This is a genomic window from Paenibacillus marchantiae, from assembly GCF_028771845.1.
In the GTDB taxonomy this organism is placed as follows: domain Bacteria; phylum Bacillota; class Bacilli; order Paenibacillales; family Paenibacillaceae; genus Paenibacillus; species Paenibacillus marchantiae.
Window position 1 is genome coordinate 6,137,658 of the sequence record NZ_CP118270.1, and the last position, 18,044, is coordinate 6,155,701.

Consider the following 18,044-nt stretch of genomic DNA (forward strand, 5'->3'; position numbering starts at 1 on the left):
TGTGGACTCTTTGCGTAAATGTATGTTCGACTTAAATGGAAATCGCTCGATTAATTCTTTTTGCTGCGCACTTCGAAGATGGCAAATTTCAGGTAATGACCTTCGTCTACGCCCAGAATTTGCGGGTGATCCTTACCGGCTGCTTTCCAGTCGATCAGACGCAGTACTTTGCCTGCATCTTCGGCTGCATCCGCAATGGTTTCCAGGAAGAGATCCGGACGCATGTGATATGAACAGCTTGCCGTTACCAGATACCCGCCCTCATTCACCAGCTTCATTCCTTGCAGATTGATATCCTTATATCCACGGCATGCGCCTTTGACTGCTGATTTCGTTTTGGCAAAGGCTGGCGGATCGAGGATAACCACATCAAATGTTTTACCACTGGCTGCAAGCGCCTTGGACGTATCCACTTTCTGTTCGCCAGCACGTGCACGTACGTTACGCTCATCGAGGCCTTTCACCTGCTCACGCAAGTATTGGAATGCATCCGCAACGACAAATTCAACCCGGTCAGTGAAACCGTTCAGCTCTACGTTGGTACGTGCACTTTCAATCGCATGCTCTGAGATATCAAGACATGTTACTTTTTTGGCTCCATATTTGCAGGCGTTCAATGTGAAGCTGCCTGTGTGGGAGAAACATTCCAGCACAGTAGCCCCATCCCAATAAGGGAACGTCACAACCTTGCCACTTTTATTCACAGGAAGCAACTGCTGCGTACCATCCTGCTCGGTCTGTTGGAGCGTAATGCCACTCTTGTAACCCCAACCCTTCATAAGTGGTTCGATGGCTGCACGATTCTCTCGCTGGTCAAAGAAGTACCCTGTCTTCTGGCCTTCTACGATATCCACCTTAATGAGCAATCCATTCTCCGTTACCGTGACATGACGCGGGCAATCCCCATACAATGGTCCTTTCGTCTGCTCCAAGCCTTCCAGTTCACGAATGGACACATCACTGCGTTCATAGATGCCTTCCGGCTGCATTACTTCAATTAGAGCTTGTACAATTGCTTCGCGGCAACGGTCCATACCCAATGTGAGCAATTGAACTACAAGGATGCTGCCAAAACGGTCAACGATCAGTCCTGGCAGGAAATCAGCTTCCCCATAAACGAGACGGTATGCCTCTCCATCCTGGATAAAACGCTCCCGGTGGCGCAAGCAATCGCGGAAACGCGCTGCAAAAAACGCGGTGTCCATCTGTTCAAACTCCAAAGGTTGATAGGCCACGACTCGAACTGTGATTTGAGATGCAGGATTATAGTATCCCGTCGCAAGATAGCGACCTTGGTGATTCAATACGTTGACCAGATCTCCCGGCTCGGGGTTTCCTTCAACAGAGGCAATTTCATTGTTATATATCCATGGATGTGCATGTTCAAGCCGCTTTTTGCGGCTGCGTTCCAGTGTAACTGATGGCAAGATAGATCCACTTCTTTCATAGTTAGTTGTTGAAAAGATAGGTTTGGTGCAAAGGTGACCGCTACGGGGATGGATTGGACTTTCGATCGCTGTTGTCTCCAGATTTTTCTGATTCCCTTTCTCAAAAGGGAAAATCCGGAGACAAAGGCGAACGCTTCGCTTCTACAGTTCCAATTCCATCCCCTCCGCTACGTTTGCAGAATCTCCGTATCTTTTGAATAGGGGCGCGTTAATTTGGGTGTCCGCTTCGGGGATGAATCGGACTTTCGATCGCTGTTATCCCCAGATTTTTCTGATTCCCTTTCTCAAAAGGGAAAATCCGGAGACAAAGGCGAACGCTTCGCTTCTACAGTTCCAATTCCATCCCCTTCGCTACGTTTGCAGAGTCTCCGTATCTTTTGAATTGTGGTGGTAATTTGGGTGACCGTTAAGGAAACTTATAGGTCTTTCAAATGCTGTTGACTCCAGAATTCCGTTAGCCTGTCATGGTTGTCCTTATTTACTCATAGGATGAGAATAAGGATATGCACGGAAGGAATGATGTTAACTCATGTTCAGAGATGTTGTGCTGCCCCTGTTATATGGGCTTCTTATCTTTTTTGGTGGGATGAAGCTGATGGAAACAGCCTTACAGCGGATGGCCGGGCCCATGCTGGCTGGATGGTTGGGCCGAGCTACCTCTGCTCCCTGGAAAGGCATGGCTTTTAGCGCAGGCGCTACTGCCCTGCTGCAAAGCAGTACCGCCGTCACCGTACTCACTATTGGACTGGCGAACGCCAGATTAATTACCTACGGACGCACACTTGGCATTATTCTTGGAACCAACATCGGAACGTGCCTGACCACCGAGCTGGTCGGACTGCAGATCGGACGGGTTTCCCTGCCTCTGCTTGCCTTGTCACTGACAGGCTGGGCCGTCTTTGTTGTGCTTGGTGAACGAAATCAGTTCGCTCCTGAACGCACGCGTCGGACGCTGTCTACCATGCAATACAGCTTTCTCGCGTCCGCCGGATTTGCCCTCGTCATGACAGGCATTCAAGTGATGCAATCCATTGCCGTGCCCCTGCGTAGTATGGGCGTATTCCAGTGGTTTCTGGATCGCTCAGCCGACAGCTTGTGGTGGGGCTTTCTGGCAGGTGCCTGTCTGACGGCGCTCATTCATAGCAGCGCAGCCGTAATCAGCATGGCGATTACGCTTGCAGCCACAGGCGTACTGCCTGTAGAGATCGGCATCGCCATTGTGATTGGGTCGAACGTGGGGACCTGTATCACCGCCGTGATTGCAGCCGCTGGCGGAGCATCCGCAGGCAAATTTGTCGCAGCCTCCCATGTCGTATTAAACATTGCGGGGGCGCTGCTATTTATGCCGCTGATCGGCCAGCTGCATGCAGCCTCGGCCTGGCTATCAGCGGATAACGGGGCGCAGATTGCGCACGCCCAGACCCTTTTTAACGTCACCAGTTCAATGCTTGCATTGCCTTTCTGTTACTTGCCGATTTGGCACAAAAAACCACCGGTCTCCACCCCAGTGGCGAAGTCACCCATGGCCTGATGTTCAAAACTCTCTCAACAAACAGTAGCGTTACGTCATTCAATAGAAAACAGCTATACGTTAATGCCTAATTTGTTCAGCGCCACTCGTAAAATGTCATCGTTATTATCGTATCCACTATGCTGCTGTCTAGACCAAGCTTCTTCAGGAGCGTACCAATCCACACCTTTGATTTCTTCAATCTGAGGCTGCAGGTCGCCGCTTTCCGCTTCAACGAGATAATAATGAACTTCCTTGTCCACCGGACCAAACTCTGCATGCTGATACGTATAGGAAATGATATCGACGGGTTCTACTATTCGGCCGACCATGCCTGTCTCTTCCAGAATCTCACGCAGCGCGGTCTGTTCCACCGTTTCTCCATCTTCCATTTTGCCCTTGGCGAGAGTCGTTTTGCCGTAGCGATCTACAATCAGTTGAATTTGAAGCTTTCCGTCTTCTCCCGTGCGGTAGACGACTCCGCCTGCCGAAATTTCTTTTCTGTTCATGTTGCTCTCCCCCATTACGGAATTGTCTTCATCTTTTTTGGAAAAAGAAGGACCTCATCTCCACGGGTACGCTCCCCAAGGAAATGAAATCCTTGTTTCTGACGCCTCGATTACATCGCTGCGGACTTGAGATTTTCTTCCAACACACGAACCAGCGTAGCCTGGCTTTCATTCACACCCGCTTCGGTCACTTTGACACGGCATACCTTGCCGACCATATCCATCGAACCATCAAAGACCAGCTGAATGTAGTTGTCACTGTAACCGTGCAGTTTACCACTGCCTTCACGGCCCTTGGCTTCACCTTCAGGAATGACATCCAGTACTTGTCCCACAAACTGCTTGGCGTATGCCAGTTGCATTTGCTCGGATAGATCAATCAGTTCATGCACGCGTGCATTTTTGACTTCTTCATCCACCTGATCTTCCATACGTGCTGCCGGTGTTCCGGTACGCTTGGAATATGGGAATACGTGCATTTCGGAAAAACCAATTTTTTTCATCAACTCGTAGCCATTACGGAACATCTCATCCGTCTCACCCGGGAACCCAACAATAACGTCAGTTGTGATCGCTACATCCGGCATCGCTTCCCGAATGCGAAGCATTTTATTGTAAAACTCTTCGGTCGTATATTTACGGCGCATACGTTTCAGTACGGTATCATCGCCCGCTTGCAGCGGAATGTGGAAGTGGCGTACGAGTTTGTCTGAACGTTTGATCACATCCAGCATCCGATCATCAATCTGACTGGCTTCGATCGAACTGATCCGAATACGCTCCAGGCCTTCAACTTTGTCCAAGTCCCATAGGAGATCCGTCAGATCGTAATTCTCCATGTCATCCCCGTATCCACCAGTATGAATGCCTGTCAGGACAATTTCCTTGTACCCGGCGTGCACCAGTTGATGAGCCTGTTGGATGATGCTATTTGCTTCCCGGCTACGGGAAAGTCCACGTGACCACGGAATAATGCAGAACGTACAGAAGTTATTGCAGCCATCCTGAATTTTCAGAAATGCACGGGTACGATCGGCAAAATCCGGTACGTCCATCTCTTCAAATACCCGCGTTTTCATGATGTTGCGCACAGCATTGACGGGCTGACGTGATTCCTGAATTTCATTGACATATGGCAAAATTTTGTCCCGATCCTGTGTACCGATAACAAGATCCACACCAGGGATGTCCAAAATCTCTGCCGGAGAAGTTTGCGCATAACAGCCTGTAACGGCTACAATCGCATCCGGGTTGCGCCGAATGGCACGACGGATAATCTGGCGGCTCTTTTTGTCGCCGGTATTGGTTACTGTACAAGTATTAATCAAGTATACATCCGCTGTCTGTTCGTCAAAGTCTACCTGATCGTATCCTTCGTTTTTGAACAATTGCCAAATCGCCTCTGTATCATAAAAATTAACTTTGCAGCCTAAGGTGTAAAACGCCACGGATGGCATAATTACATTCCCCCCATTTCTCCGGATTCATATAAGACGCAAGTTAGCGCCGCCATTCCAGCTGTCTCGGCCCGCAAGATGCGTTTGCCCAGTCCAACGGATACAGCACCCGCCTGATCGGCTTCAATCGTTTCCCTCTCCGAGAATCCACCCTCAGGTCCAACAACGATCAACACTTCAGCACTCGCACCAGGTGCAAGTTGCTCCACAAACGGCTTCAATGCGTCTCTTAATTGCTTGCCGTTTTCCTTTTCATAACAATAACATACCAGACTGTAGCCCTCAAAAGAAGATAGCAGCCCTTTCCAGGAAAGTGGCTGCTCGACGGATGGAATGCGGTTCCGATGGCTTTGTTCAGCGGCTTCCTTGGCGATTTTCCGCCACCGCTCCAACCGTTTGCCTTCTTTCTTGGCATCATATTGCACAATCGTACGCTCAGACAGGAAAGGAACAAAGGAAACTGCTCCGATCTCTGTACATCTTTGGATGACCGTCTCCATCTTATCGCCTTTTGGCAAGCTCTGAGCCACGGTTACACGTATCCGTGCTTCATGGTCCATTTCGAGAGGTTCCACAATATTCGCTGTTACTTGCTGGGCTTCGATGCTTTCAATCTCCACCAAAGCTTCTTTGGAGTTTCCGTCACTGACAATCAGTTTATCTCCAGGTTTACCACGCATCACTTTGCCGATATGGCGCGCATCATCACCCGTGATGACTACGGAATGTTCATTAAACTGTTCTGCAGATACAAAATAACGCTGCATTCGTCTATCCACCCATTCTGTCCTGTTATGACTGGAATTCACCCCGCCTGATGGCAGGCGTGAATCCAATCGCCACAGATGATCATACAACTTTTATGTCTATCTGACCAGTATTTCAGCCCTAGAGGTACGTGTTGCTTATCGATATAATTCAATGATTAGTTTTGCCAGATCCACATACATCGTTTGTGCAAACTCATACAACGGTTGAATCGTCACATTTTGCAGCGGAGGTATAACCAAAATCAGCAGGAAGATAAAAATCGACCATTGCTCCACTCCTTGCAGCTTGCGACTGATAGATGGTGGCAATACGTCTTCAAGAATCCGATAACCATCCAGGGGTGGCAACGGTATAAGGTTAAACAGAAACAAGAAAAAGTTCGTCAGGTTAAAAATAGAGAAAAACATGGATATCGCTGTGAGCAATCGCTCATTTTCTATACTCCCCAGCGCTCCTGAACCAACCAATGAAGCGTAAATAATTGTACCAATAATCGCAAGTAGCAGATTGCTTAGTGGCCCTGCTGCAGAGACGATAACACCCATCAATCTTGGTTTGTCAAAGTTCGCCCGATTAACTGGAACGGGTCGTGCCCAACCGAAGCCAGCAATAACGAGCAATAGCACCCCAAACAAGTCAAAGTGTACGACCGGATTGAGGGTAACCCGGCCTAGCAGCTTGGCTGTTGGATCACCGAATTTGTTGGCAAAATAGGCATGAGAGAATTCATGGACCGTAAAAGCAATCAGGATCGTCAACAGGAAAAACGGAAGTTGATCCAGTGGATAACGAAAAAACGAGTTTAAATCCATCGGTTACCTCTTTCTGGCCACAAACGCGATCCAGTCCTCATCGCGATGAACCGAACTTATTTCGAAGCCGGAAGCAACGAGCGCATCATGGACAAGCTGCTCTTTATTTTTCCAAATGCCTGAAGTAATATAAACACCGCCAGACTCAAGCGCATGATAGACATCATCCACAAATAGCATAATAATTTCGGCCAAAATATTGGCAACAATAACTTTCACCGGAAGCTTCACGCCCAGCGCAGGGTCCTGACTGCCCAGAACAGACAGCAAATCACTCTCTTTCACCGTAATTTGTTGTGCCAGCCCATTCAGTTCTACATTTTCTTTGGCACTTGCTACCGCAACCGGATCGAGGTCAAGCGCCAACACATGTTTTGCACCGAGATGAACAGCTCCAATGGCCAAGATGCCAGAGCCTGTACCTACGTCGATGACTTCCTCGCCACCCTGAATGACCGATTCCAGTGTACGTAGACAAAGCGAAGTGGTTGGATGTGTTCCCGTACCAAACGCCATGCCTGGATCAAGCTCAATAATTTTCTCATTTGGGCTTTCCGGCGTATACTCTTCCCATGTCGGTTTAATGGTTAGACGTTCCGAGACACGTACTGGCTTGAAATATTGTTTCCAGGCGTTCGCCCAGTCATTTTCATCCACTGTTCGAGTCTCAAAACGAACCTCACCCGTTTGGATATCGAATTCGGAAAGCTGCGCAATGCGTGGACTCACTTCAGATTGCAATGCGTCCATGTCCGTACCTTCGGAGAAGTATCCTTTAATGACCGCAAAGCCTTCAGGAATATCATTCAAAGGAGACTCGTACAATTCGCCATACGTCGTATCCCGTTTTTTATTTAAAGTACCGGACTCTTCAATCGAGACCCCTCCAGCACCCGCTTCATGTAAAAAATTCGAAATCATCTCCACAGCTTCTTCTGTGGTATGTATTGTTAGTTCATGCCATAACATACTTCGTTTTTCCTCCTCATTTTTCAAACATCCCAACTATTGTACTACACAAGCGAGCAGGAGTACAAAACCGCGGCAGTAAAGAAACAACAAAAACAGGATACCCGCAGCCTGACTGCTCGAATACCCTGTTTTAATTATGACTAAACTCGATTAACTTGTTAGCAAAAGCGTCCACCGTTCTGCGTAATCATCTCTGCAGCTTGCGGGAGAGAGTCACTGGATACGGATACGGTCAGCAAGATTTCTTGCTTGGACCTGCCTTCAGAGCCAGCATCCGGATCGTCATACACTTGTCCACCCGACAACACCTCGGTCTCATCGCTAATGAGGGAAAGTACATTCAGCTCACCACTGAATCCCCCAATCACAGCCATAGTCGAATTATCTGTGCTCTCAGGCGCTTCCAGATCCACTGAAGACGATGAGTCATTCAGACTCTCGATACTCAACTGGTTTGGGTGCAGCAATTCCAGAGCTCTGCGTGCAGATTCAGCCTCGGACCAGCTCGTAAACACCGCTTCGATAATCACTGCAGAGCGATCTTCAGTCATGAATCTCCCGACCCTGACGACGATCGGCCGCTTCACTGCGGCGCAAAGCCTCTATATCTTCATGATCCGCAGCTTCGGCACTGAATTCCACATCCTCATTTTTGGCGGACTGCATCCGCTTCATCTTTTCCGTTTTCGTTAAAATCTTGCCTGGACGTTCATGTTCTGCCATCGTTATGTTCCTCCTTCAAATTGTATAAGTTCAACTAAAGAGTATTTACACTGACACTCCGATGACAGAACAACCTTCCGATCGCTGTTATCCCCAGATTTTTTTGATTCCCTTCCTTAAAAGGGAAAATCCAGGGATAAAGGCGAACGCTTCGCTTCTCCAAGTTTTTTCTGTCCTCTCCGTTATCGTGTAAATGTTTAGGTTGAAACTTATATAGATGCTCAGTGAATAGAAATTAATTGAAAAACTAAATCATACCGCCGGCTTGTTCGATAATGGATAGGGCACGATGATGTACTGCCTCGTCAACAACGACGGTCAGTAATACATCTCTGCCTGTCGGGCCCTCTTGTCCGCCATCGCTCATACCGCTTGCAGAAGGATCTGCTGCAGCCATGATTCCCGCGCTGGCATTTGTGCCTAGAGCACCTGGTACCCAGGAAGAAAAACTGCCGGAAACACCCGGCGTATAGGATGCTCCACTTGGCCCGACACCCGCGTAACGACTGAATCGATTGATAGACAGGTCTTCCACTCGTAATGCCTCCAGTTTTTTGGCTGCCCCTTCCGCTTGCTCCGGGCTATGGAAATAAGCCAAAATATTTTTTTCGGTCATCCGGTTCACCTGCTTCCCTAGTTTCGGCACATCAGTAAACCACTGAATGCTCATGTCTGGTATCTTTCCGCAAGCGTGCCCATATTATGCAAAAAAGGACACCCTGCGGAAAAACCGCTGTGGTGTCCTTTTTTAAATTAATGATTAAGACTCAGTCTCCACGGAATGCCCGTTTCACCCGGTCAAAAAAGGATTGCTCATGCTCATGAGTTTGTTCTCCATCCAGCGCAGCAATTTGGCGAAGCAGATCTTTCTGCTCGTCATTCAGCTTGCTAGGCGTAACTACAACGACTTTCACATGCTGATCCCCTTGCCCCATACCGCGCAGGCGTGGTACGCCTTTGCCTTTGAGACGGAAATACGTTCCTGTCTGTGTACCGGCAGGTACTTTCAGCTTCACTTTCTCGGACAGCGTTGGAATTTCAATCTCATCTCCCAATGCTGCCTGAGCGAAGGTAAGCGGAATTTCGCAATAGATATCATCGCCTTCACGCTCGAAGAAATCATGTGATTTCACACGGATGACAATATACAGATCTCCTGCTGGTCCTCCGCGCAGACCACCTTCACCTTCACCAGTCATACGCAATTGAGCGCCATCATCTACACCCGCTGGAATGCGAACATGAATTTTGCGTTGTTTACGTACTTTACCGCTGCCGCTGCACGTAGTACATTTTTCCTTGATAATTTGTCCCGAACCATTACAGTTCGAACAAGCACGACGGTTGACCATACGGCCAAACGGTGTATTTTGAACCACTTCCTGTTGACCACTACCTTGGCAGACGGAACAGGTTTCTGGTTTGGTTCCCGGTTTCGCACCTGAGCCATGACAAGTATCACAGCCTTCGGTACGAGGAATGGTAATGTCAGTTTCCTTACCAAATACCGCTTCCTTGAACTCAATCGTCATGGTGTATTGCAGATCGTTCCCCCGTTGCGGAGCATTTGGATCACGTCGTCCACCGCCACCGCCAAAGAACATATCGAAGATGTCGCCAAAGCCGCCGCCGCCAAAATCGCCACCGCCGCCGAATCCGCCCTGATTTGGATCAATATGACCGTATTGATCATACTGCGCCCGCTTCTGGCCGTCACTGACCACATCATAAGCTTCTTTAACTTCCTTAAACTTGGCTTCCGCGTCAGCAGCCTTGTTTACGTCAGGGTGATACTGACGGGCAAGCTTGCGGTATGCCTTTTTGATTTCCTCGTCGCTGGCATTTTTGCCGACGCCGAGTACCTCATAATAATCACGTTTTTCAGCCACTCTTCCACCCCCATATCATTCACCATATCGCACATCGTGACAAAAGGAAAGCCAAAGCACGGGAGCCCCGGCTATGACTTTCCCTTCGATCCGAACGTCACCGATGATTAATTCACTAGAAATCGTGAATTAGTTTTGTTTTTTATCTTCATCCACAACTTCGTAATCAGCGTCTACGACGTTGTCACGTTTTGCAGAACCTTGTTGCTCTTCAGCACCTTGAGCTGCTTGCTCTTGAGCTTGTGCTTGCTCATACAGTTTTACAGACAGTTGTTGAACGATCTCTGTCAATTCTTCTGTAGCGGCTTTGATGTCTTCCAGATTGTCGGAAGCCAGAACGCCTTGCAGTTTTTCTTTTGCAGCATTCGCTTTTTCAACTTCACCAGCGTCAGCTTTTTCGCCAAGATCTTTGATCGTTTTGTCAACAGAGTAGATCAGTTGATCTGCGCTGTTTTTCGCTTCAACGAGTTCTTTGCGTTTTTTGTCTTCTTCAGCATGCAACTCAGCATCTTTCATCATTTGTTCAACTTCAGCATCGCTCAGACCGCTGGAAGAAGTGATGGTGATTTTTTGAGTTTTGTTAGTACCTTTGTCTGTTGCAGATACGTTAACAATACCGTTAGCATCAATATCGAAGCTAACTTCGATTTGTGGAACGCCACGTGGAGCTGGAGGAATATCTCCCAGCATGAAGCGACCGAGGGATTTGTTACCCGCTGCCATCTCACGCTCCCCTTGCAGAACATGAATCTCAACGCTTGGTTGGTTGTCTGCATAAGTGGAGAACACTTGGGATTTGCTTGTAGGGATCGTTGTGTTGCGCTCGATCATTTTAGTGAATACGCCACCCGCAGTTTCAATACCCAGGGACAATGGAGTTACGTCAAGCAATACAACGTCTTTCACGTCACCTGTCAGTACGCCCGCTTGTACAGCAGCACCCAAAGCTACAACTTCATCCGGGTTAACACCTTTGTGAGGGTCTTTACCTGTCAGTTTTTTAATTGCTTCCTGTACTGCAGGAATACGTGTGGAACCACCAACCAAGACGATTTTGTCGATATCGTTAGCTGTCATTCCAGCATCGCTCAGTGCACGACGAGTTGGTTCAAGCGTACGCTCAACCAGACCAGCAGAGATTTCTTCGAATTTCGCACGGCTCAGGTTCAACTCCAAATGTTGAGGAACGCCATCAGCCACAGTAATGAACGGCAGGGAAATAGTTGTAGTCAATACGCCGGAAAGTTCTTTTTTCGCTTTTTCTGCTGCATCTTTCAAACGTTGAACCGCTGCTTTATCTTTACTCAAGTCAATGCCTTGATCTTTTTTGAACTCACTTACGAGATAATCAATGATCACTTGGTCAAAGTCATCGCCACCCAGTTGGTTATCACCACTAGTTGCTTTAACTTCGAAGAAGCCGTCACCCAGTTCAAGGATGGATACGTCGAATGTACCGCCACCCAAGTCATATACGAGAATCGTTTGGTCTTCGGATTTCTCCATACCGTATGCCAAAGCTGCTGCTGTTGGCTCGTTGACGATACGCAGAACTTCCAGACCTGCGATTTTCCCTGCATCCTTTGTTGCTTGACGCTGGCTGTCATTGAAGTAAGCTGGTACTGTGATAACCGCTTGAGTTACCGTTTGACCCAGATAAGCTTCAGCATCGGATTTCAGTTTTTGCAGGATGATTGCAGAGATCTCTTGTGGTGAGTAGTCTTTGCTATCGATTGTTTCTTTGTGGGATGTACCCATATGACGTTTGATCGAGATGATCGTACGATCCGGATTCGTGATCGCTTGACGTTTAGCCGTTTCACCGACAACGCGTTCTCCATCTTTTTTGAAACCCACTACGGATGGGGTTGTACGTGCGCCTTCCGGATTTGGAATAACGACAGCCTCGCCGCCTTCCATAACCGCTACACATGAGTTTGTTGTTCCTAAGTCAATACCGATTACTTTGCTCATCGGAAAATTTCCTCCCTCGACAATTTAAAATGGATCAGATTGATCCTTATTTGTATTTGTTGTTCCTAATCGTGCTCTATGTGTGTACTAACCTTTATATTAAACTTCGGTGGCATCGTACAATCAAGAGTGAACTCATTTCATTCTTTAATAGAAATTATGAGCTAACTTTAACCATAGCCGGACGAAGTACTTTATCCTTCAGCATATAGCCTTTTTGGACTTCCTCGACAACGGTACCTTCTTCATACTCGTCGCTCTCCACGGACATAATCGCCTGGTGGAATTCGGGATTAAACGGTTGTCCTACCGTATCCATTGACGTCAGACCTTCATTGTTCAGCACAGTTTCCAGCTGACGGAAGATCATTTGGATACCTTTGGAGAAGGACTCGACTTCAGCACCTTCCGGTACAGTAGCCATGGCACGCTCGAAGTTATCAATGACCGGCACCAGTTCGGTGACCAGCTTCATCGAAGCGTATTTCGCCAGTTCTTCTTTTTCTTTTTGTGTACGACGACGGAAGTTATCAAAATCAGCTTGCGCACGGACAAAACGCTGTTGATGTTCCTCAGCTTCCTCCTTCAAACGTGCGATCTCATCTTGCTCCTGATCTGTCATCTCTTCCGCCTGCGCTTCTGCAGCTCCGGCTTCGTTGACAGGCTCCTGCTCCGCTGCTGTAGTTGCTTGCTGTTCCTGTTCTTCTGCTGCGAATGATTGCTCCTCTTTCAAGATGTTCACCTCCTTATAAGAATGAAATGGTTCATTCCCTTATTTGAAGCGATGCGTTAGCATGGCCGTCAAATCACGGGATAATGTATTTAAAATATGAATGACACGTGCGTAATCCATTCGCGTAGGTCCCAAAATTCCGATGGAGCCCAAAGCCTCTCCATCCAATGAATAGGATGCCGTTATCAGGCTGCAATTGGCGAAGGCTTCATGATCATTCTCGGTGCCTATTCGCACCTGAATACCAGATCCACCCTGCACGGGCATCATCAATTTCATGAGTGTTGGTGTCTCATCCAGCAGGTCAAGAATATCTTTTACCTTTTCAATATCTTTAAACTCTGGCTGGGTCAACATATTGGTGGCACCACTAAGGAACAGACGATTATCATGCTCGTTGTCAAAGGCACTGTTCAGCACCTGCATGACTTCCTCATAACGTGTAATATGCCGTTCCATCTCTTGCCCAAGCTCGGTGTAGAGACGAGACTTTAATTTGTAAATCGGCACGCCGACCAGCTTGCTGTTTAATAAACGAACTACATTCTCCATCTCCGCTACCGAAATTTCAGGTGGAATCTGAACTGTCTTGTTCTCTACCTGACCCGTGTTCGTTACGATGATGGCTACAGCCTCGCTTTCATTAAGCGGAAGCAGTTGAAAATGACGAAGTGACGTGTGGAAAACTTCCGGTCCAAGCAGGATCGAAGTATAATTCGTCATATGTGACAAAATGACTGAGGCATGCTGAATAACTTGTTCCATCACGTTCAGCTTTTCTGCGAAAAATGATTTCAGGTCGTCCAGCTCTTGCGGCTCCACCTGATTCCAGGGAACCAAATGATCGACATAATATCGATAGCCTTTGTGCGAAGGTATGCGACCAGCCGATGTATGCGGCTGTTCCAGAAAGCCCATATCTTCAAGGTCCGCCATTTCATTACGGATCGTCGCCGGACTGTATCCAACATCTCCCCTTTTGGAAATGCTCCGGGACCCTACGGGCTCAGCTGAACGGATATAGTCATCCACTATAGCGTTCAGAATCATTCGTTGACGCTCTGTTAACATGGTGAGTATTCCCTCCTTCTGACTGTACTGTCCCATGTCGTTAGCACTCCGGTTAGATGAGTGCTAAGCGGTAATACAAAAATACCAAAATGACGTGAGCATTGTCAAGTCAGTTTGATGAGTACGCTCATCTATTTATAGTATAGACCAATGTCTCCAAGACATAACAACTTTACTGTACATCTCATGAATTAAAAAGAACCGCAGGTGAGATAGAGTATACTCGGCTCAATCCATACGGTTCATTCATTTATCAGGCTGAAATATTCAACTCTTTCAATACAGCAATCTCATCACAGCAATCCTGCTTGCTGCAATGAACACAGTCGGTCCATACTTTTTCCGGGAAAATTTCCTTGTTCACAACGGCAAAACCGTTTTTGAGAAAAAAGGACACCTCATATGTCAACGCCATGACCTTGGGAATTTGCTGTTTCTCCGCTTCCTCTACCAGCCGGTCCAGCAGCAGTGAGCCAATGCCCATGCCTTTGTGACCTTCGGAGATGCCGAGCGATCTGACTTCCACCAGATCATTTCCCAAACGGCAGAGAGATCCACAGCCTACAACCTGACCATTCACTTCTGCTACAACAAAGTGCTCCAGCTGCCGTTGCAGTACTTCCCGTGAACGCGGAAGCATGATCCCACGCTCTGCATAGCCCTTAATCATTTCAAATAATGGTTCAACATCTTCCGGTACGGCTTTTCTGCATATGGCCGACATCCAGCTCTCCTCCTATAAGAAGCTTTCCAGAGGAAAGCCGACTTCGTAGTTGTATAAATTACACGCTCTGTAAAATCAATATGAATAAATATACAACAGAGCGTATAGAATTTCAAGCTACGAATTCAGCGATATAGACCCGATAAACTCGGCAAAAACGTCATTTCCGAACAGGATGCCCTGTTCACTAAGCCGGAAGCCGTCTGTCGTCTTCTCCAGCAGTCCTGCATTCAGCATTTTGCCCAAAGGCTTCGCAAACACTTCCTCCATAGGCTCCCCGAACTGATCGCTAAACCGTGAGGATGAAGCACCTTCCAGCATTCTCAATCCAACCATCAGATAATCTTCCATTGCCTCGGCGCGGCTGATCTCAAAATGATCGAGACGCGGCAGACCTCCTTTGGAAGCTTCAACATACGGGTTTATACCTTTTATATTCATATGGCGTTCGCGGCCTACATATCCATGTGCACCTGCACCCAGACCGTAATAGTCCTCATTACGCCAGTACGTGATATTGTGACGGCTCTCGAAGCCGGGTTTGGCAAAGTTACTGATCTCGTATTGTCCGTAACCTGCTTCTTTCATACGCTTCATTAATAGAAGATACATTTGCAACTCATCGTCTTCATGAGGAAGCGGTAGCTGGTTCTTCTGATACAACGTATGGAAAAGAGTATTCTCTTCCACCTTCAGGCTGTATATGGAGTAATGCGGCAGATCCAGTTCCAGCGCTTTATCAATACTCTCGTTCAGCATCTCGACAGTTTGGTTTGGCAAACCAAACATGAGGTCAATGGACAAGTTATGCAATCCAGCTGCTCGGGCATTTTCCAAACTGCGGTATACATCATCTGTATTATGAATCCGGCCAATACCTGTCAGCAGATCATTTTGAAAAGCCTGTACCCCAAAGCTGACGCGGTTCACTCCGCCTTCTTTCATAACGGCGAGTTTCTCCGCATCGGTCGTGCCCGGATTAGCTTCCATCGAAAACTCAATATCATCTGCCCAATTGGGGAAATAGGTCTTAACGGACTTCAGGAATACGGCCATTTCATCCGGTTTCAGTGCAGTAGGCGTACCGCCGCCCACAAATATGGTTTTGATTTCTCCCGGCGGATTCGCTTTAACCGTATGTTCCATCTCCCGTTCCAGCGCTTCAAGGTACTGCATAACAGGCTGGTCCTTCAATACATAAGAGTTAAAATCGCAGTAGAAACATTTATTTGTGCAAAAGGGAATGTGAAGATACACCGCTTGGGGTGCACCTGTTTTCCGGCTGTGTGCTGCCAATGTCATGGCAAGTCCCCCTCTATTTGAAAAAAGGAAAGCCATCCGGCTTCCCTTTCAGCTTGGTTTATTGGTTATTCTGTGTTGTACCTACGTTTGCAAGCAAACGTCTTGCAATTCAATTTTGATACACACACTCAGTGTTGTACCCAAAAATGAATTATTAATCTAATTTAAATACACACATTTGTGCTGTACCCGAGACAAAATATCGTTTATCCTTTCATACACAAATTATTGATGTACCGAAAGGGTTCACGTGACGTTTGCAAGCAAACGTCTTTTTAAACGCATTCTCCGATACACAAAATTTGATGTACTCAGAGATTGCGTTCTTAATCATCAATTTTCAGCACCGCCATGAATGCTTCTTGCGGCACCTCTACGTTACCAACCTGCTTCATCCGCTTCTTACCTTCCTTCTGCTTCTCAAGCAGTTTCCGTTTCCGCGAGATGTCACCGCCATAACACTTCGCAAGTACGTTTTTACGCATTGCTTTTACCGTTTCACGAGCTACAACTTTGGTACCTACAGATGCCTGAATTGGCACCTCGAACATTTGCCGTGGAATCAGCTCGCGCAGTTTCTCACAGACAATGCGTCCACGGTTATAGGCACGGTCACGGTGAACGATGAAGGACAGAGCATCCACCTGTTCGCCATTGAGTACAATATCCATTTTCGCCAGATTGGACTGACGGTAACCGGACAGCTCATAATCAAGGGATGCATATCCTTTGGTACCGGATTTCAGCTGGTCGAAGAAGTCATATACAATCTCGGACAACGGAATCTCATAGGTAATGGTAACCCGTGTTGTGTCCAGATATTCCATATTCACATATTCACCACGTTTATTCTGACACAGCTCCATAATGGTACCTACATAATCATTCGGTACGATAATGTCTGCCTTGACATATGGTTCCTCGACGTAATCAATCCGTCCCACCTCAGGATAGTTGGATGGGTTGTCGATTTTCATCACTTCACCATTCGTTAAGGTGACGTGATAGATTACGCTTGGTGCCGTTGTGATCAACGGAATATTAAACTCCCGCTCGATCCGCTCCTGGATAACGTCCATGTGAAGCAGTCCAAGGAATCCGCAACGGAATCCAAAACCGAGTGCACTGGATGTTTCCGGTTCAAAGCTCAGAGACGCATCGTTCAACTGCAATTTCTCCAACGCTTCACGCAGATCAACATAGTCCGATGTTTCAATCGGATAGAGACCACAATATACCATTGGGTTAATTTTACGATAACCCGGCAAAGGTTCCGGTGTTGGATTTTTGGCATCCGTTACCGTATCCCCGACTTGTGTATCGCCTACATGCCGAATACCGGCAACAATAAATCCAACATCCCCGACGTTCAGCTCGTCCACGATGGTCATACGAGGTTTGAACGCTCCAACTTCAATGACTTCAAATGATTTACCTGTTGCCATCATTTTGATTTTGGAACCGGATTTGATTTTGCCGTCAACAACACGCACATATACGATTACACCTTTGTACGGGTCGTAGTGCGAGTCAAAAATCAGCGCTTTCAAAGGCTGTTCAGGATCACCAGTTGGTGCCGGAACACTTTTCACCACTTGCTCCAAAATTTCTTTGATTCCGATTCCTGATTTGGCCGAAGCCAAAACCGCATTACTTGTGTCCAAACCAATAACATCTTCCACTTCCTGCTTCACCCGTTCAGGATCAGCGCTCGGAAGGTCAATTTTGTTGATAACCGGTAAAATTTCAAGATTGTTATCCAACGCCAGATACACGTTGGCAAGTGTTTGGGCTTCAATTCCCTGAGCCGCATCTACAACCAGCAGAGCACCTTCACATGCAGCAAGACTGCGTGATACTTCATACGTGAAGTCTACGTGTCCTGGTGTATCAATCAGATTCAATAAATACTCTTCACCGTCATCCGCTTTGTAAGTCAAGGCTACTGCTTGTAGCTTGATCGTTATTCCACGTTCGCGTTCAAGGTCCATTTTATCGAGAACCTGTTCCTGCATTTCACGTGACGTGAGCGCACCTGTGTGCTCCAAGATCCGGTCCGCAAGTGTTGATTTGCCGTGATCTATATGTGCAATAATTGAAAAGTTACGAATTTTACGTTGTCTTGCCCGAATGTCAGTCATTCCTTACC

At 47.3% G+C, this 18,044-nt stretch carries 17 protein-coding genes; 1 reads left to right on the forward strand and 16 read right to left on the reverse strand.

The window, feature by feature from the left end; genetic code table 11:
- Positions 1–50 precede the first annotated feature (50 nt).
- The gene (locus PTQ21_RS27710; RefSeq protein ID WP_274567841.1) at positions 51–1,427 is read right to left on the reverse strand and encodes a class I SAM-dependent rRNA methyltransferase; all 1,377 of its coding nucleotides are present in this window, start codon (positions 1,425–1,427) and stop codon (positions 51–53) included.
- Positions 1,428–1,977: 550 nt separating this feature from the next.
- Between PTQ21_RS27710 and PTQ21_RS27715 the strand changes: the two genes are divergently transcribed.
- Complete coding sequence (locus tag PTQ21_RS27715; protein WP_274567842.1) at positions 1,978–2,979, forward strand: Na/Pi cotransporter family protein; 1,002 nt, start codon at positions 1,978–1,980, stop codon at positions 2,977–2,979.
- Between the two features lie 53 nt (positions 2,980–3,032).
- Here PTQ21_RS27715 and PTQ21_RS27720 read toward each other — a convergent pair whose 3' ends face one another.
- From PTQ21_RS27720 to lepA, 15 genes are all read right to left on the reverse strand, one after another.
- Positions 3,033–3,467, reverse strand: a complete 435-nt coding sequence (locus tag PTQ21_RS27720; protein ID WP_064636374.1) for an NUDIX hydrolase — start codon at positions 3,465–3,467, stop codon at positions 3,033–3,035.
- A 110-nt stretch (positions 3,468–3,577) separates the two neighbouring features.
- The gene (gene mtaB / locus PTQ21_RS27725) at positions 3,578–4,924 is read right to left on the reverse strand and encodes a tRNA (N(6)-L-threonylcarbamoyladenosine(37)-C(2))-methylthiotransferase MtaB (protein ID WP_063567295.1); all 1,347 of its coding nucleotides are present in this window, start codon (positions 4,922–4,924) and stop codon (positions 3,578–3,580) included.
- Between the two features lie 2 nt (positions 4,925–4,926).
- Positions 4,927–5,691: a 16S rRNA (uracil(1498)-N(3))-methyltransferase gene (locus PTQ21_RS27730; RefSeq protein WP_063567294.1), complete on the reverse strand. Its 765-nt coding sequence runs from the start codon at positions 5,689–5,691 to the stop codon at positions 4,927–4,929.
- 138 nt (positions 5,692–5,829) lie between these two features.
- The gene (locus PTQ21_RS27735) at positions 5,830–6,507 is read right to left on the reverse strand and encodes a site-2 protease family protein (protein ID WP_063567293.1); all 678 of its coding nucleotides are present in this window, start codon (positions 6,505–6,507) and stop codon (positions 5,830–5,832) included.
- A gap of 3 nt (positions 6,508–6,510) precedes the next feature.
- Positions 6,511–7,476 (reverse strand): 50S ribosomal protein L11 methyltransferase, encoded by a 966-nt coding sequence (prmA, locus tag PTQ21_RS27740; RefSeq protein ID WP_072734511.1) that lies wholly within the window; start codon positions 7,474–7,476, stop codon positions 6,511–6,513.
- Between the two features lie 161 nt (positions 7,477–7,637).
- The gene (locus tag PTQ21_RS27745; protein ID WP_072734512.1) at positions 7,638–8,030 is read right to left on the reverse strand and encodes a hypothetical protein; all 393 of its coding nucleotides are present in this window, start codon (positions 8,028–8,030) and stop codon (positions 7,638–7,640) included.
- Positions 8,023–8,202 carry a YfhD family protein gene (locus PTQ21_RS27750; protein ID WP_024628492.1) on the reverse strand — a complete coding sequence of 60 codons (180 nt, stop codon included), beginning with the start codon at positions 8,200–8,202 and terminating at the stop codon, positions 8,023–8,025. The genes PTQ21_RS27745 and PTQ21_RS27750 overlap by 8 nt, the downstream gene beginning before the upstream one ends.
- A 247-nt stretch (positions 8,203–8,449) precedes the next feature.
- Complete coding sequence (locus PTQ21_RS27755; RefSeq protein ID WP_063567301.1) at positions 8,450–8,818, reverse strand: hypothetical protein; 369 nt, start codon at positions 8,816–8,818, stop codon at positions 8,450–8,452.
- Positions 8,819–8,969: 151 nt separating this feature from the next.
- Positions 8,970–10,091 (reverse strand): molecular chaperone DnaJ, encoded by a 1,122-nt coding sequence (gene dnaJ / locus PTQ21_RS27760; protein WP_063567290.1) that lies wholly within the window; start codon positions 10,089–10,091, stop codon positions 8,970–8,972.
- Positions 10,092–10,220: 129 nt separating this feature from the next.
- Entirely contained in the window at positions 10,221–12,065 is a 1,845-nt protein-coding gene (gene dnaK, locus PTQ21_RS27765) for a molecular chaperone DnaK (RefSeq protein ID WP_063567289.1), read from the reverse strand.
- 157 nt (positions 12,066–12,222) lie between these two features.
- Positions 12,223–12,798, reverse strand: coding sequence for a nucleotide exchange factor GrpE (grpE, locus tag PTQ21_RS27770; protein ID WP_274567846.1), 576 nt, complete (start codon positions 12,796–12,798; stop codon positions 12,223–12,225).
- 39 nt (positions 12,799–12,837) lie between these two features.
- Positions 12,838–13,869, reverse strand: coding sequence for a heat-inducible transcriptional repressor HrcA (gene hrcA / locus PTQ21_RS27775; protein ID WP_062328691.1), 1,032 nt, complete (start codon positions 13,867–13,869; stop codon positions 12,838–12,840).
- Positions 13,870–14,122: 253 nt separating this feature from the next.
- On the reverse strand, positions 14,123–14,593 hold the full coding sequence (locus tag PTQ21_RS27780; protein ID WP_063567287.1) for an N-acetyltransferase: 471 nt from the start codon (positions 14,591–14,593) through the stop codon (positions 14,123–14,125).
- Positions 14,594–14,710: 117 nt separating this feature from the next.
- Positions 14,711–15,895, reverse strand: a complete 1,185-nt coding sequence (hemW, locus tag PTQ21_RS27785) for a radical SAM family heme chaperone HemW (RefSeq protein WP_274567847.1) — start codon at positions 15,893–15,895, stop codon at positions 14,711–14,713.
- 326 nt (positions 15,896–16,221) lie between these two features.
- Positions 16,222–18,036, reverse strand: a complete 1,815-nt coding sequence (lepA, locus tag PTQ21_RS27790; RefSeq protein WP_063567286.1) for a translation elongation factor 4 — start codon at positions 18,034–18,036, stop codon at positions 16,222–16,224.
- Positions 18,037–18,044: the final 8 nt, after the last annotated feature.

Excerpts from the sequence above, each read along its gene's own strand:
- lepA (WP_063567286.1), bottom strand. The coding sequence starts at position 18,036 with ATGACTGACATTCGGGCAAGACAACGTAAAATTCGTAACTTTTCAATT.
- PTQ21_RS27755 (WP_063567301.1), bottom strand. The coding sequence starts at position 8,818 with ATGACCGAAAAAAATATTTTGGCTTATTTCCATAGCCCGGAGCAAGCG.
- PTQ21_RS27715 (WP_274567842.1), top strand. The coding sequence starts at position 1,978 with ATGTTCAGAGATGTTGTGCTGCCCCTGTTATATGGGCTTCTTATCTTT.
- PTQ21_RS27750 (WP_024628492.1), bottom strand. The coding sequence starts at position 8,202 with ATGGCAGAACATGAACGTCCAGGCAAGATTTTAACGAAAACGGAAAAG.
- mtaB (WP_063567295.1), bottom strand. The coding sequence starts at position 4,924 with ATGCCATCCGTGGCGTTTTACACCTTAGGCTGCAAAGTTAATTTTTAT.
- PTQ21_RS27745 (WP_072734512.1), bottom strand. The coding sequence starts at position 8,030 with ATGACTGAAGATCGCTCTGCAGTGATTATCGAAGCGGTGTTTACGAGC.
- PTQ21_RS27730 (WP_063567294.1), bottom strand. The coding sequence starts at position 5,691 with ATGCAGCGTTATTTTGTATCTGCAGAACAGTTTAATGAACATTCCGTA.
- PTQ21_RS27720 (WP_064636374.1), bottom strand. The coding sequence starts at position 3,467 with ATGAACAGAAAAGAAATTTCGGCAGGCGGAGTCGTCTACCGCACGGGA.
- hrcA (WP_062328691.1), bottom strand. The coding sequence starts at position 13,869 with ATGTTAACAGAGCGTCAACGAATGATTCTGAACGCTATAGTGGATGAC.
- prmA (WP_072734511.1), bottom strand. The coding sequence starts at position 7,476 with ATGTTATGGCATGAACTAACAATACATACCACAGAAGAAGCTGTGGAG.
- PTQ21_RS27735 (WP_063567293.1), bottom strand. The coding sequence starts at position 6,507 with ATGGATTTAAACTCGTTTTTTCGTTATCCACTGGATCAACTTCCGTTT.
- PTQ21_RS27780 (WP_063567287.1), bottom strand. The coding sequence starts at position 14,593 with ATGTCGGCCATATGCAGAAAAGCCGTACCGGAAGATGTTGAACCATTA.
- hemW (WP_274567847.1), bottom strand. The coding sequence starts at position 15,895 with ATGACATTGGCAGCACACAGCCGGAAAACAGGTGCACCCCAAGCGGTG.
- dnaK (WP_063567289.1), bottom strand. The coding sequence starts at position 12,065 with ATGAGCAAAGTAATCGGTATTGACTTAGGAACAACAAACTCATGTGTA.